The organism is Phycisphaerales bacterium, assembly GCA_020852515.1.
Lineage (GTDB): Bacteria > Planctomycetota > Phycisphaerae > Phycisphaerales > UBA5793 > UBA5793.
In genome coordinates, this window is sequence record JADZAS010000030.1 from 157,996 (window position 1) to 172,798 (window position 14,803).

The window sequence follows — 14,803 nt, forward strand, 5'->3', positions numbered from 1 at the left end:
CTTCGATTGATGGTTTCAGTTGCGCCGGGCTTCGAGAGAGCCGAGCACGTCTGCCCGCAGCGCGGCTTCGACGTCGGCCGGGGCGCCTCCCTGTGGCGGGCGGACCACGGCGATTCGTTCGGCGATGATGGACCCGCCCCAGTCGATGCCGGTCACCACGACCGTCTCGACCTGCCCGCAGCGCAGGCGCTGTACGTGCAGCCGGCCGAAGGGCAGATGAGGCTCGGTGGTGTCGGACAGGAGTTCAACGGGTGTGGCCATGGTGTTCTCGATTCTCCGGCGTTTGGCCGGCGGTTGCATCAGCCGATCTCGACCCACGCGATGCGCTGAGCGTCGATGACGTATTCCTTCTTGCCATCCGTGAGCTTGATGAGGTTGTCCGACTCGACGGGCACGAGGAACGCGTTGGTCACACAGAGCATTTCCGCGCACGATTCGAACATGAATCGAGTCGTGCGATCTCCCTTGAGGCCGGTGAGTGCGGTGCGGAGTTGCTCGGGCGTCATCTGTTGCCTTTCAGTCGCGGCGCGCGGCGTCGGGTCAGTCGATGAGCGCGAGGATGGACTCTTCGTTCATGAGAAGGAGTTCCTCGCCGTCGATCTTGACTTCGGTGCCGGCGTATGAGTTGAACAGAACGCGATCGCCCTTCTTGACGCTGAAGGGGGTGTAGTCGCCGGTGTCCTTGTTGAGGCGACCCTGGCCGACGGCTTTGACGACACCGGTGCGCGGCGTGTCCTTGGCGGACTCGGGGAGGTAGAGGCCGGAATCGGTCTTGGTCGTCGCTTCATCGCGCTTGATGAGGATCTTGTCACCGAGTGGGCGGACTTTCATGTTCTGTTCTCCGGTTGCAGTGGGTTGGGGGTTGAGGTTGAATGACATTGAGAGTTCAACGAGGTCGGGCCGGAGCCCCGGCGCGACGTGTCAGCTTGACGATCCGGGACTGGGTCCGCCGAGCGTCGGCCAGGCGTCGCGGTAGTGGCGACGGAGGATGCGGCGCATCAGTTCGAGCAGGTGTTCGAGCTGGACGGGCACGTCGAGGACGGTAAAGGCGCCTTCGCGCAGGGCTTCGTGCAGCGTGCGCTCGTTGCCGTGCGCTTTGTCGATGGGTCGGCGAATGACGATGGTCGGCGGCGGTGCGTCGAGGCGGCGGATGATCTGCAGCAGCCGGGTGCCGCCGGTTTCGCTGCCGGTGCTCGGTGCGGCCTGGCTGGGGTCGTCGATGGGCAGGCCGAGATCGACCACGGCGATGTGCATGCGTTGGCGCTGGATGACCTCCGACGCCTCGCGGCCGGACTGAACGCGGAACGACGCGATCCCCATGGGCTCGAGGAGCTGCGGCAGCTGCTCGGCCCAGCTCTGCGGCCGCCAGCCTGCGTAACTGAGCAGGAGGTTGAGCCGGTTGCCGGGCCGGGCGGCGGCACCTGGGCCGTCAGGCTCGCCGGACAGGCGGGCGGGTCGCGGGTGGTTCAGGTTGTCGGGCATGGACACCATGCGCGGACGATCTCCGTAGTTGAGACCGGACAGGTGCAAGGCGGGTGCCGGGGGTGGCGGCGGCGGCGCCGGGGTGGAAACGGCGTTTTTCAGAGCGTCAGGCCGGTTTGCGGCTGGATCTGGCGGGCGACGATGCTGCCAACGAGCCGGCGCGGCGGCCAGCCGGGTGCCAAGGTGGCAGGGGGCGGAGGGTGATGGGGTGAACGGGTGATGGGGTGATGGGGTGATGGGGTGATGGGGTGAACGGGTGATGGGGTGAACGGGTGAGGGGGTGAGGGGGTGATCGGCGGACTCGCTTACTCATCGGCAGGCGGATCCTGTTCGTCCGGATCATGGTCGCCGATCTGGCGGCCCGTCAGCATTTCCCACGCGGCGAACAGGGCGAAGATCATCCCCCAGATGCTCAGGCCGAAGTAGCCGAGATCGTTCATGTACTTGATGCCGAGTTCCTCGAGATCCCAGCCGGCCGCGAGATACGGGCGGTAGACGTCCCAGTGGAACAGCACGGAGATCGTGCCCCACATGATCCAGGTGAACACGACGGCCCACGCCACGATGCGATGCGTCCAGCGCGGCGCCCACTTACCGGTGATCGCCGGGATGAACGACACCGCAATGAGGATGAGGAGAACGCGCCCCGAGAACGCCACAACTTCAGGTGTCGGCGTGCCGGACAAGAAGTCATCCCAGAATGTGGTCATGATTCGATCTCGATCGCCGTCGGATTCCCGGTCGTCGGCGCGGAGCGTTTCGTCAACCATGTCCAGCAGCAGCCTACCACTCCCACTCATTATCCGTCTGCGTCCCGCCAAACCCGAAATGGGAGAAGCGGATCACAAAGCCGTCGCCCTTCCTGCTGTAGCCCATCTTTTCACCCGTGAGCGCATCGCGCGGCGTGCTCACCTCCGACGGGTCTGGATACGCACCAGTCTTTTCCTTTCGCTCACGCAGTTCGAGCGCCAGTTGCGCTGCTGCTGCGTAATTCTCGGCGCCGGCAGCCCACCGGCACATCCGGTCGAATTGATCGGCATTCGTGAAGCGTTCGTCGACGACAGCGCTCCCCGGCCTCGGCGGCGCATCCGCAAGCGAGCTCGTCTGGTAATATGGCTGCATTGACTGATCGACGAATGACCGAGTCATCCTCAGATACCAGACGAGTTCATCGGCGACCGCCGCAGACATGGGCTGCTGCTCGATCGGGTTCGTTGCCCCACCGGCTTTGGTGCGGTACATGCCAATGCCAATCGCTCCTTCGCCGAGCAGCGCTCTTCTGATCTCACTGCGATAGTTGCGATTCGCCAGTGTTTGCCGCAACCCGTCTATCTGATCAAAACCCTTCTCGTAGAACAGCTGGTGAATCGCCTCCAGCGCCAATTGATCCAGCGAGAAGCGAACGGCCATGACCAGCGCGATCGGGTCTGTCGCGACCTGATCGCTGAGACGGAAGATATCCTGGATGGACGCCGCCGCTCCCTGATAGTCGTCGGCATCGGCGCGCACGATGGCCTCGACCACGAACAATCGAGCCACGCTCCGGCTGTACGCAAGGTGAGGCAACTCCATATCCATGCCCTGCTCGTAGTGCGCATTCCAGTTGCAGTACGGCAGAGCGAGCGCCTCGCGAATCGTTGAGAGTTCACGTTCATAAGACTCAAGCGCGTACTTGAGCGTGCCTGGATCGGTACCCCACGGGTCTTTGATCATGGCTTCATCGGCGGCCGACATGGTCTTCATCACCTCGATGAGCGGCCGGTGCAGATCGGCAGCGTTTCGACCTCCCGAGGCCTTCGGGGCGAGTTCACGGGCGTCGGTCACGCCGCCAACGGATTTCCATACTGCAATCTCGGAGACAACCGCAGCCGGGGCGCTGGTCGTCGAGGCTGCAGGAGCGCCGTCGGAACTCTCGCTCTTGCCGCAGGACGTTTGGAACGCGCACGCCACGATGCATGCCAACGTCACGGCGTTTCTCACAGTCATCCACGAATTCGATGCACACTGCAACATGACGAAGCACCCTCGGCTTTGCTGACAACTCGACCACATCCGCGGGCTACCGCTGAGCTTGTCCAATGCGCCTGCCGATGAAGTGGCGTAGCCATGTTAGGGGGGGGCAAGGTGTCAATCGACCTCGCGGCGAGAACCCCGCGTCTCGAACAAGTGCGATTCACTTCGACGATCCCGGATTCATCCTACTTCACCGCTTTGCTCTCTGCCAAGGCCTCGCTGATGCGCACGTCGAGATGCTTGTCGAAGGTCTTGCGGAACGCCTTGGCTCGGTCGTGCACGCCCCAGACCTCCATGCGACAGTCGGCGGCGGCTTCGATGATCAGCGTCACGCGGCTCTTGCCGTTCTTGCCTTCAGACTTCCGCGCATCACTCTCTTGCTTGCCGTTTGCCTTGTCCTGGCCAGCCGCACCTTTCGCCTGGCCCGCTTCGAATCGCGCCGCGGTCACGGCGCCCATGTGGCTGCGGTCGAGGCACTCGGCCAGGCGCAGCAGTGTGCAGCATACTTCCACCATGCGCTGATCTTCATCGGGCAGTGCGGCGAACTCGGCGAGCGACTTGCCCGGATACGACTTCTGGTGGTAGCGAGCGATGAGCGCAATGAGGCTGATTTCGCGATCGTCAAAGCCCAGCAGCTCGCCGTGACGGATGAGATAGTGCGAGTGCACCTGGTGGTTGGCGTAGGAGACGAACGTGCCCACGTCGTGCAGCAGCGCGGCGTATTCGAGCAGTTCGCGCTCGGCCGGGCCGAGTTGGTGCAGGCCCAGGTCGCGAGCCGACTCGAAGAGCATGAGCGAGAGACGCGCGACCTGCAGCGCATGCGGCTCGTCAAACGAGCACGTGCGCCCCAGGCGCAGCACGCTGCGCTCGCGAAACGAGGTCGAAGTGAGTGGCACCGCGCGGGCGCTGCGCGCGAGATAATCGATGAGCAGGCCCTCGCGCAGGCCGCGCTCGCTGGCGCGGATGGATGGCACTTTGAGTTGCGTGAGCAGGGGTTCGAGGATTGCTGCGCCGGCGATGATGATGTCGGCGCGGTCAGGATTGATGCCCGGCGCCTTGCGCCGGGCCGCCAGCGGCATGTCGCACAGCTCTTCAATCATGCGGCTGAGATCAGCGGTCGCGATGGCGTCATCGCGCTGCGCCGGTCGGCCCAGCGTCTGGCGCGCCGTGAGATCCACCATGTTCTGGATCGTGCCGCTTGAGCCGATGGCGAGGTCGATCTTGTGTTTGCCCAGCGCCTGCACGGCGCGAAGCGTCTTGTGGCGCACGTGCTCGGTGAGGCGCCGGTACGTCGCCTTGCTCACCGGCCCGTCGAAGCCGGGCTCGAAGAACATCGACGTGAGGCGGATGGCGCCGAGTTTGAGTGAGTCGATGAAGAAGTGCTCACTCTGGTTGCCGAGGACGACTTCGGTGCTGCCGCCGCCGATGTCGATGAACAGGGCCTTCTGATTGTCGATGCGCGTGCCGCTGGCGACGCCGAGGTAGATGAGTCGGGCTTCCTCCTTGCCTGAGATGACGTGGAGGTTGATCTTCGCTTCGCGGCGCATGCGCTCGAGGAACGCGCCGCGGTTGCTCGCCTCGCGCGTGGCGGAGGTGGCCACGGCGATGATCTCGCTCGCGTCGCGGGCCCGGGCCATCTCGGCGAAGCGCCCGCACACAGCCACGGCGCGATCCATCGCGTCCTTCTGGAGTCGCCGGCTGGCAAACTCGCCTTCGCCCAGGCGGATGACCTCCTTCTGCTGCGAAAGCGTGGTGGTCGAGCCGTCGGCGGCGACGCTGACGAGCAGCAGGCGCGCCGAGTTGGTGCCGAGGTCAATGAATGCGACGATTCGGTCGTTGGGCATGGCGGCTCGTGGATTTCGGTGGGGCCTGCCCGGGCGGACGCTGCCGCAGACAGGCGGGCGAATGTGCCGGCAAGCGTAGACGGAACGCAGCGGCCAAAGTCGCGGGAGGTGAAGGCGGACCATCCATTAGCCGAATTCTAACATACCGAGCGCTTGCACGCGCGTGCCCGCGGCGATACCTTCACCCACTGCGCGGCGGGCGCGGAGGGTCGATGAACGCCAATTCTCCGGATTCGGTGCATCTTGCCAGTGAGGCCGGCCAAAGCGCTGCGCCTCCCGCCGAGCCGCGTGCGCTCCAGCCGGGCGATCTGCTCAACCGCGAACTCTCATGGCTCGAGTTCAATCGTCGCGTGCTGCACGAGGCGATGGATGACCGCACGCCGCTGCTTGAGCGCGTGCGCTTCCTGGCGATCTTCACGAGCAACCTCGACGAGTTTTTCATGAAGCGCGTCGGCGGGCTCAAGCGCCAGGTCGCCGCGGGCGCCGTGCCGCGCACGCCCGACGGCCTGACGCCGGCGCAGCAACTCAGCGCCATCCGGCAGACCGTGATCCCCATGCTGGAGCAGCAGGCGCAGACCGATCGCGAGATCATCCGGCCCGCGCTGGCCGAGCGCGGCATCGGCATCGTCAAGTGGCATGATCTCACCGGGCCGGAACTGCGCTTCGCTTCGCAGTACTTCCGCGAGAACGTGTTCCCCGTGCTCACGCCGCTGGCGGTCGATCCGGGTCATCCGTTCCCGTTCATCTCAAACCTCTCCACGTCGCTGGGCATCACGTTGCGGCACCCCGAGAGCACCGAGCACCTCTTTGCGCGCGTGAAGATTCCCGAAGTTCTGCCGTCGCTCATTCGCGTCAACCCGCAGGACAACGGCAGCGGCGTGTATCGCTTCGTCACGCTGCACGAACTCATCGCGCGCAACCTCGACGATCTCTTCCCGGAGATGGTCATTCTTGACATCATGCCCTTCCGCGTGACGCGCAACGCCGACATCGAGCGCGATGAAGAAGACGTCGAAGACCTGCTCGAATCCATCGCGCAGGAGATGCGCCAGCGGCGCTTCGAGAAGATCGTGCGCCTCGAGCACGGACCGGATCCGAATCCGGAGATTCTCGACTTCCTCATCGCCGAACTCGAACTTTCGCGCAGCGACGTGTACGAGCTGCCCGGCGAACTCGATTACAGCGACCTCGCGCCGATCGCGGACCTGCCCATTGCCGACCTGCGCTTCCGCGCGTGGACCCCGGTGACGCCGCCCGCCTTCGCCGACGAATCGACGGATATCTTCAGCGTCATCCGCAACGGCGATCAACTCGTGCACCACCCGTACGACAGTTTCAGCGCCAGCGTCGAGCGCTTCGTAGCGGCGGCGGCGACGGATCGCAACGTGCTGGCCATCAAGATGACGCTCTATCGCACGGGCGATGACAGCCCGTTCGTGCGGCGGCTCATCCAGGCGGCCGAACTGGGTAAGCAGGTCGTGTGCCTCGTCGAGCTCAAGGCGCGCTTCGACGAAGAGCGGAACATCCAGTGGGCCCGCACGCTCGAAAAGGTCGGCGTCCACGTGGTGTACGGCGTGCTCGGGCTCAAGACGCACACGAAGACGGTGCTGGTGGTTCGTCGCGAAGGAAGCGGACTGCGCTCGTACGCGCACATCGGGACGGGCAACTATCACGTGGGCACTTCGCGGCTCTACACCGACCTCGGGCTGTTCACGTGCAACCCGGCCATCACCGAGGAACTCATCGACCTGTTTCACTTCCTCACCGGCCGGTCGCGCAAGCGCGACTACCACAAGCTGCTCGTGGCGCCGGTGAACATGCGCGAGCGCTTCATCGCAATGATCGATCGCGAGATTCTCAATTGCCGCGCCGGCCGGCCGTGCGGCATCGTGGCGAAGATGAACAGCCTCGAAGACCTGGGCATCTGCGCGGCGCTCTACCGCGCTTCGGGCGAGGGCGTGCCGATCGATCTGATCGTGAGAGGCTTCTGCTGTTTGCGGCCAGGCGTGCCGGGGCTGAGCGAGAACATCCGCGTGATGTCGATTGTCGGACGGCTCCTCGAGCATGCACGCCTGTTTCACTTCCGGGCCGGCTGCGAGAATCCGGCGCACGGCGAGTTCTACTTCGGCAGCGCCGACTGGATGTACCGCAACCTGTCCAACCGCGTCGAGGCGATCGTCCCGGTCGAGGAGCCAGCCCTGCGCGAGAAGTGCTGGGAGATCCTGCGCATCCAGCTCGCCGACCAGAGGCAGACGTGGGATATGGCCAGCGACGGCACATATCTGCAGCGCACGCCGCGCGACGCCGCGGCCGAACTGGGCTGCCACGAGCAGTTCATGCGCCTGGCCAGGCAGCGCGCCGGGGACGGCGAACAGTAACGCGGCGGCCGGCCGGTACGCGTGTTCGACTTCCGGTCGGTACGCACGAATCCACTTTCTTTGTGCAATTCAGCGCGTTCGTAAGCCGGCGGCCGCCCGCCGTGCGTTATGATGTTCAGAGTCTCGCTGGCCCGAACTTGCGATTGAGATGGGAGGCCTCATGAAATCGTCACTGGCTTTGGTTGCGATGTTCGGATGCGCTGCGGCGCTGGCCGGTCCGCCTGAATTCGAACCTCCGTTCCGCGTCAGCGCGGGCGATGAGTGGATCGACGTGGACATCGGCCACGCGGCGCCGTGGGTCGCGGATTGGAACGGCGACGGGAAGAACGACCTGCTCGTCGGCCAGTTCGGCGACGGCAAGATGCGCATCTACCGCAACGTCGGCAGCAACGCCGAGCCGAAGTTCGACAGCGACTTCGCGTGGTTTCAGACGCGCAAGGGGCTCGGCTCGATCCCGTCGGGCTGATGCGTCGGCTTCGGTCCGCAGTTGGCGGACCTCAACGGCGACGGGATGCGCGATGTGATCTCCGGCTCGTGGCCAGGCGAAATCTTCTTCTTCGCCGGCGCCCGCGACGGTGCGTACGAAGAGCCGATCAAACTCGAAAGCAGCAGCGGCGGCGACGTGAACGTGGGCCAGGCGTCGGCCGCGGCGGTGACGGACTGGGACCGCGACGGGGATCTCGATCTCCTCCTCGGCACCATTGAAGGCGACGTCTTCTTCGTGCCCAACGTCCACGAAGGCAAGGGCGTGCCGAAGTTCGGCGACGCGCAGCAACTGGCGGCCGGCGGCGAGAACATCCGCGTGAAGGGCGATGCCGGGCCGACCGTGGCCGACTGGGATGGCGACGGCGCGGATGATCTCATCTGCGGCGACGGCCAGGGCGGCGTGTGGTTCTATCGCGCCACGGCACGCGGCGAAAGGCAGATGCCCACGCTCGCCGCCGCCATCGCGCTCGTGCAGCCGATGTCGGATGAAGAGATGATGGCCGCGTACACCAACCCGACTGACGACATCGAAGGCAAACTCATCAAGCGCCCCGGCGCGCGCACCAAGGTCTGCATCGCGGACTGGAATGGCGACAGCCGTCTCGACGTGCTCGTAGGCGACTTTCAGACGACGACCGCCGAGCAGCCGAACCTGTCGGATGAAGACATCGCGGAGCGCGATCGAATCCGGGAGCGGCAGCAGACCGTGATGACGCGCTACCAGCAACTCTGGGCGGTGCTCGACGCCAAACTCCGCGAGCGCGTCGGCGTCGGACCCGAAGAGGAAATGACGACCGAGCAGCAGGAGAAGTGGGGCCAACTCTGGGATGAAGTTTCCGCCGAGGTCGAGGGCTTCAACGAGGTTTCGACCGAACTGCAGGAACTCTGGCCGCAGTTGGCGCGTTTCGAACCCGAACGGCGGAACCACGGCTGGGTCTGGGTCTACTTGCGCAAGGCCGCGGACGCGAGCGCGTCTGCCGAGCCGGGGCCGTAGAGCGGACCGAGGGGCGACTGGACAGTGGGCGAGGGCGCAGGCCGAGACGAGCCGCGACTGTGAAGGTCGATTGGGCAACCCCGTCATTCCCGCGCAGAGCCTGCTCCTGCGAAGGGCGGGGCGGAACTCCACGGGCGTGCAGTCGCGCACGTACTCGTCTTCGAAAAATGAACGTCCCAGCCCGCTCGACTGGATGCCTGCCTTCGCAGGCATGACGACACGTGCCGCGACAGCACGTGCCAGAGTTCGTCACTTCCGCGTTCTCGCAGCTAGGATGCGTTCGGCGCGACAACTTCGCACCGCATCAACAAAAACAGCGCACACCGCCGGTGCGGTGTGCGCTGTGAAAGGCGATGACCTCGCAGGTCATCTCGCGGCTTATTCGCTCTTGAGGACCATGTACAGCGGCTGACCGCCGCGCTCGATCTTGAGCAGCACGCCCTCGCCGAGGTTCTTCGCCTGGTTGGCGAGGTCGCGGGCGCTTCGCACCGCCGAGTGATTTGCCTCGACGATGACGTCTTCCGGCTGCAGGCCGGCGCGTTCGGCGGGCGAACCGGGCTGCACCTGCGTCACGAGCAGGCCACCGGCCGCCGAAACGCCCAGTTGCCGGCGCAGATCATCCGTCAGCGGCTGCACCGCCAAGCCCAGCGACGCTTCCGCCGACGGCGCCTGCGACGGCGCCTGCGAGGCGATCACCTGCTCCTGCCCCGGGCGCTGCCCCAGCGTCAGCGGGACGACCTGCTCGGAGCCATTGCGCGAGACGGTCACTTTCACCTGCTCGCCCGGCTCGCGCTGGCCGATGAAGTTGATCAGGGCGCGCGGCGAATCGATCGTGCGGTTGTCCACCTCGACGATGATGTCGCCCGACTTGAGGCCGCTCTTCTGAGCAGGCGTGCCATCCATCACGTTCGTCACGACCACGCCGGTCGAGCCGGTGTAGTTGAACGCGTGGGCGAGATCAGGCGTGAGCGGCTGTACACCGACGCCGATCCAGCCGCGATCGACGCGTCCGCTGTCGATGAGTGAATCGGCCACGTGCTGGGCGAGGTTGGACGGGATGGCAAAGCCGATGCCGTCGCTTCCGCCGGTGCGCGAGTGAATGGCGGAGTTGATGCCGACCATCTCGCCGTGCAGATTGACGAGCGGGCCACCGGAGTTGCCGGGGTTGATCGCCGCGTCCGTCTGGATGAAGTCTTCGTAGGTGTTCAGGCCGATGTTGCCGCGACCCTTGGCGCTCACGACGCCGGCGGTTACGGTGTGGTCGAGGCCGAAGGGGTTACCGACCGCGACGACCCAGTCGCCCTGCTGGAGCGCATCGGAGTCGCCGAACTTCGCGGCGGGCAGGCCGGTCGCATCGATCTTGATCACGGCGAGGTCGCTGTCGGGGTCGGCGCCCACGACGGTGGCGGTGTAGTCGCGCCGGTCGCTGAGGCGAACCTTCAGTTCGTCAGCGCCCTGCACGACGTGGTTGTTGGTGAGGATGTAGCCGTCCGACTTGATGATGACGCCCGAACCCTGGCCGCGGCGCTCGGGCATCGGGCCGCCCTGACCGCCGAAGGGCACGATCTGCCCCGGCGTGTCGCCGAAGAAGCGGCGGAACTCAGGGGGAATCTGCTGACGCAGCTGCGGCGGAATCTGCTGGCCCGGCGACTGCTGGTTAAATGAGACGTTGTCGGGCCGATCGACCGTGGTGATGTTCACGACCGACGGCGAGATGGTCCGGGCCGCATCACGGAACGCCGCGGAGATCGCCTCCGCCGACGAGATGGCCTTGGGAGGCGCGGGGTCATCGAATCCCATGAGCACGGGTGCAGTCAGAAATGTACAGGCGCCGCCGGCGACGATGAGCGAGGCCAGTCGGCGCGGCAGAAATCCGCGGGATGACTTGTGTGATCGCATGAGCATGTCCTTTCGTTATTGCGAGCCCCCGTTGCCACAAACCCTTCTGATTTTGCGGGGCCCGCTCGGGGCTAGTACGAGCGGAGTGAGCGCGAGGTTCAGTCGCTCGTGAAATCGTGCGCGTTGCCCGATCCGCGCGAACCGGTTGCCGGCGCACGCACAACAGGGCCGCCGGAACCGAGCCGCAAAGTCCGGAAACGAGCTGCGCCGCCCGGAGCCGAGCCCCGACCGTGAGGGAGGGTCTTGGCCGTGTGCGCTCAACGATGAATCGAGCGCAGCCGCGTTTCGAACGTCCTGGCCCCGTGCTGACGCGTGGGGCTCGGATCACGCAGCAGCGTGCTCATGCGTGGATGGCCGATGCCTCAGCGAGATCGAACTAGTTCACACGCCGCGCGATCAACGTGTGGTCTCCGTCGATGATCGTCATGTCCAATGCCAGATCCTCGATCACCGAAAAGGTGATGCTCACATCTGGCGCACCGACGGGATGAAAGACGTGGCCACCTTCATTGAGCAGAAAGCGAGCGGAGCGATCATCGCGCGAAAGCATCAGCCCCTGGCGCTTGTCGCTCCAGGCGATGCTCAGTCGCACGTGGGGCATGCCGATCGGCTCGTACTGAGCCACGTACGGTTTGGCGGCCGCTTCATCGACCGGCAGGTTGGCCGGCGATTCATCGGCGCCTCCCAGCGCCGTGAGATACTCGACCACATCATGCGCCTCATCCTCGCCGGCCACCGCGTGCTTGAGCAGCGTGATGCCGTGCGGCCCGGGCGTGCGTTGAATTCCCGGATGAGCGGTGCAGATCGCGCGCACCACATCCACCTGGCCGAGCATCGCAAACGTAAACAGGTTGGCCCGCGCGCCGTGCGCCAGCAGGACCTCGGCAATGTCGCGTCGACCCACGTGCGAAGCGGCGCCCAGCGCCGACTCCCAGTCGCCGAACCCCCAGTCCCAACTCGCGCGCGCCAACGCCGGACGCTGCTTGACCAGCGAAGTCACTTCATCGAGCTTCGTGTGCGCAGCGCCGACGATCATCTGGACGATCTGCGGATCCTGCGACGGATAGGACTCGCCAAAGGAAGGCCCGCCTTCGAGGCGGCCAAGCAGGTGCGCGGCCGCCCGCTGTTCAGGCGCCAGCAAGGCCGAAAGCGCTACCGCGGGTGTGGCGGACATAAACATTCGACGGGAAAGTCGTTTCATGGCGGATCCTCGCGGCACGTGCCGTCGTTCTTTCGGATTCGGTACCGCCGCCGCCGTCTCTCGTTGCGACGATGGGGCCGAACAACCGGCAGCGGGTGATAACCAATCCAGGCGCCGTGATCCAGAGGTCGGCTTTGGGACCGGCGGGCCACGCGGTTGCGGGCGGCGCGCTCAATGTGATTCGTCCATCATTCGCGCACTCGCGTGGCCTGCGCTCGCAAAGCCTCGCTTGACCACGGCACCCGGCCGTTGGATCATGAGGACTACCGCGACTTGTTCACCGTCTTGGCATGCAGATTCAGCATGTACTCATCTGACTTCCCATCGCCGGACAAGTGATAGATGATCTTGTCGGCCTTTCCATCCTCGTCAAAGTAGACGGTGATCCACTCCGTCAACACCGGACCCGCAGATTGGATGAAGAAGTCGTGACCGTAGGTAAATGAGTAGAACTTGCTTGCGCTGGCTCTTCCCGGTACGGAGGCGCTGCCCATGGCTGCAAGCTTCTGATCCACGATCAACTCCGTATCGCCCGCCGACACGCCAAATGAGAGGAAGTCGAAGCTGTGGCGTCCGCTGTACTGATAATCGCGACTGTGGCGGTACAACCACCATGCATGCGCGTTCGAAGCCTGCTTCCAACACATCATCATCAGGCATAAGCACGCGAACACACCCACACCAATCGAGCACAGCCTGCGCTGCCTGATCTTCTCTGCACGTTCGTCGGTCATCATCGACCTCCGACGACTACTCGCGCTGCGCCAGCATCACCTGGAACGCGAGTTGTTCGAGCTGAACCGCCAGGTCCACGCTGCTGATCGACACGTGCGGCGGGACCTGCAGGCGCTTGGGGGCGAAGTTGAGAATCCCCGTCACCCCCGCCTTGACCAGTTGATCGCACACGCTCTGCGCCGCCGCGGCCGGTACGGCGACGATGCCGAAGCGTACCGAACGGCTCTGCACCACGCGCGCCAGGTCGGCCATCGGCGCCACCTTCACGCCGTGCACGCTCTGGCCCACGACCGAGTCGCTCACGTCGAACGCAGCCACGATGTGAAAGCCCTTGCGCCGAAAGCCGCCGTGATCGAGAAGGGCGCGGCCGATGTTGCCCACGCCCACGAGGCACACGTTGGACACCTGGTCGCTGCCCAGCAGCCGGCGCAGTTCCGCGGCCAGTTGCGAGACGTTGTAGCCGATGCCCGGCTGGCCGAACTGCCCGAAGTAGCCCAGGTCCTTGCGCACCTGCGCATCGGTCAGGCTCAGCGCTTCGCCGAGCTGCTTGGATGACACCGTCGTGCGGCCGGCTTCGAGCAGATCTTCAACCTCGCGCAGATACAGGCTGAGACGCTTGATGGCCGGGAGCGGGATGTTGGCGGTCGGCCTGGGGGAGTCGAGGTGGTTGGGCATGAGGCACCGAGGCGGGCGAGGCGGATGAAAGGCCGGGCAGGTCGTCGGCGAGGCGGGTTGCTGTAGGTCTGATAACGCGAACCGCTCCGCCGGCCGGCTCTGCTTTGCGAGGGCGGTGTACCATATTCCATCGGCACGCGCTGAGCGACCAGTGAGAACGAAACGCCCGTAACGTCGCTACTGCACCACACTTGCGTGTGGCGTGCCGGCAACAGGCCGCAAAGCCAACGTCCGCTTTGCCGCCTCTGGCTTCGGATTCCACGCGCGGCACGGGCCTTGCTTTCCGTCCGGCGGTCTCAACATCTGAAGAAAGGCACGACCATGAGCATCCTGCTTCTCGGCGCGGCGTTTGCGCTCAACGCCGCTCAACCCAACTACATCCTCAACGAACCGCAGTGGCGCGGCTCGACGCGCGGCGTGCTGCTCGAGTGCCCGCCGCCCTACCACGGCCACGCGCAACTCGTCACCCGCGAGTTCTCCGCAGCGCCCGACTTTGAGATCTCCGGCGTGCGCATTCTGTCGCGCGACTCCATGCTCGACAACTGCTCGCAGCCCGGGCCGGACTGGTACGGCGTGCCCGGCGCCTTCGCCCGCATCCACGCGTGGGTCGGCGAAGTGCCCATCGTCTTCGATCCGTTCGACCGACTGCCCGAGTACGCGCCCGGCCAGCTTCGCCGCGCCCAGAACCTCTGGCTCGATGAGCAGGGTCTCGTGAACCAGGCCCGCCTCGTCCGCCGCGCCATTCCCGCGCCCGTCGTGGAGGAAGTGGAGCAGGGCGCACTGCCCGAGCCGATCATGATCATCCCCAAGCCGGAGAAGAAGAGCACGCGCGACCTGCCGCTGGAGGTGCATCGCCTCTCGCCGACGCGCATCATGATCACCGACGGCTCCGTGCTGCCGACGATCGAGACTGCGGCCGCGACGAAATGACACATCGCTGAAAAAAAGGTGCCAGGCACCTTTTCCGCCGCAGGCGCTGTATTCAACTGAACGTCACTCCTGGCTCGCGACGCTGACTCACACCAGTCGGCGTCGCAGCCGTTTTCTGCGGCGGCACGGGACTGGGGCGGATGCCACACCGCGATGCACTTCAGAG

At 65.3% G+C, this 14,803-nt stretch carries 15 protein-coding genes; 4 read left to right on the top strand and 11 right to left on the bottom strand.

Annotated features, from left to right (window positions below):
* Window positions 1-15 precede the first annotated feature (15 nt).
* The 7 genes from IT430_18180 to IT430_18210 all read right to left on the bottom strand — a co-directional run bounded on the left by IT430_18180 (window position 16) and on the right by IT430_18210 (window position 5,339).
* Complete coding sequence (locus IT430_18180) at window positions 16-261, bottom strand: hypothetical protein (GenBank protein MCC6909867.1); 246 nt, start codon at window positions 259-261, stop codon at window positions 16-18.
* A 38-nt stretch (window positions 262-299) separates the two neighbouring features.
* Window positions 300-506 (bottom strand): hypothetical protein, encoded by a 207-nt coding sequence (locus IT430_18185; protein ID MCC6909868.1) that lies wholly within the window; start codon window positions 504-506, stop codon window positions 300-302.
* Window positions 507-540: 34 nt separating this feature from the next.
* Window positions 541-831: a co-chaperone GroES gene (locus IT430_18190; GenBank protein MCC6909869.1), complete on the bottom strand. Its 291-nt coding sequence runs from the start codon at window positions 829-831 to the stop codon at window positions 541-543.
* A 90-nt stretch (window positions 832-921) separates the two neighbouring features.
* Window positions 922-1,482, bottom strand: coding sequence for a hypothetical protein (locus tag IT430_18195; GenBank protein ID MCC6909870.1), 561 nt, complete (start codon window positions 1,480-1,482; stop codon window positions 922-924).
* 305 nt (window positions 1,483-1,787) lie between these two features.
* On the bottom strand, window positions 1,788-2,192 hold the full coding sequence (locus IT430_18200) for a hypothetical protein (GenBank protein MCC6909871.1): 405 nt from the start codon (window positions 2,190-2,192) through the stop codon (window positions 1,788-1,790).
* Between the two features lie 73 nt (window positions 2,193-2,265).
* Complete coding sequence (locus tag IT430_18205; GenBank protein ID MCC6909872.1) at window positions 2,266-3,468, bottom strand: hypothetical protein; 1,203 nt, start codon at window positions 3,466-3,468, stop codon at window positions 2,266-2,268.
* A 212-nt stretch (window positions 3,469-3,680) separates the two neighbouring features.
* Complete coding sequence (locus IT430_18210) at window positions 3,681-5,339, bottom strand: Ppx/GppA family phosphatase (GenBank protein MCC6909873.1); 1,659 nt, start codon at window positions 5,337-5,339, stop codon at window positions 3,681-3,683.
* A gap of 212 nt (window positions 5,340-5,551) precedes the next feature.
* Between IT430_18210 and ppk1 the strand changes: the two genes are divergently transcribed.
* The 3 genes from ppk1 to IT430_18225 all read left to right on the top strand — a co-directional run bounded on the left by ppk1 (window position 5,552) and on the right by IT430_18225 (window position 9,197).
* Window positions 5,552-7,717, top strand: coding sequence for a polyphosphate kinase 1 (gene ppk1 / locus IT430_18215; protein MCC6909874.1), 2,166 nt, complete (start codon window positions 5,552-5,554; stop codon window positions 7,715-7,717).
* Window positions 7,718-7,877: 160 nt separating this feature from the next.
* On the top strand, window positions 7,878-8,183 hold the full coding sequence (locus IT430_18220) for a hypothetical protein (GenBank protein ID MCC6909875.1): 306 nt from the start codon (window positions 7,878-7,880) through the stop codon (window positions 8,181-8,183).
* A 21-nt stretch (window positions 8,184-8,204) separates the two neighbouring features.
* On the top strand, window positions 8,205-9,197 hold the full coding sequence (locus tag IT430_18225) for a VCBS repeat-containing protein (protein ID MCC6909876.1): 993 nt from the start codon (window positions 8,205-8,207) through the stop codon (window positions 9,195-9,197).
* A 378-nt stretch (window positions 9,198-9,575) separates the two neighbouring features.
* Here IT430_18225 and IT430_18230 read toward each other — a convergent pair whose 3' ends face one another.
* From IT430_18230 to IT430_18245, 4 genes are all read right to left on the bottom strand, one after another.
* On the bottom strand, window positions 9,576-11,102 hold the full coding sequence (locus tag IT430_18230) for a DegQ family serine endoprotease (GenBank protein MCC6909877.1): 1,527 nt from the start codon (window positions 11,100-11,102) through the stop codon (window positions 9,576-9,578).
* A 370-nt stretch (window positions 11,103-11,472) separates the two neighbouring features.
* Window positions 11,473-12,297, bottom strand: coding sequence for a hypothetical protein (locus IT430_18235; protein MCC6909878.1), 825 nt, complete (start codon window positions 12,295-12,297; stop codon window positions 11,473-11,475).
* Window positions 12,298-12,560: 263 nt separating this feature from the next.
* Window positions 12,561-13,031 carry a hypothetical protein gene (locus IT430_18240; GenBank protein ID MCC6909879.1) on the bottom strand — a complete coding sequence of 157 codons (471 nt, stop codon included), beginning with the start codon at window positions 13,029-13,031 and terminating at the stop codon, window positions 12,561-12,563.
* A gap of 16 nt (window positions 13,032-13,047) precedes the next feature.
* On the bottom strand, window positions 13,048-13,707 hold the full coding sequence (locus tag IT430_18245; protein MCC6909880.1) for a redox-sensing transcriptional repressor Rex: 660 nt from the start codon (window positions 13,705-13,707) through the stop codon (window positions 13,048-13,050).
* 321 nt (window positions 13,708-14,028) lie between these two features.
* Here IT430_18245 and IT430_18250 point away from each other — a divergent pair, with 321 nt between their 5' ends.
* Entirely contained in the window at window positions 14,029-14,637 is a 609-nt protein-coding gene (locus IT430_18250) for a hypothetical protein (protein MCC6909881.1), read from the top strand.
* Window positions 14,638-14,803: the final 166 nt, after the last annotated feature.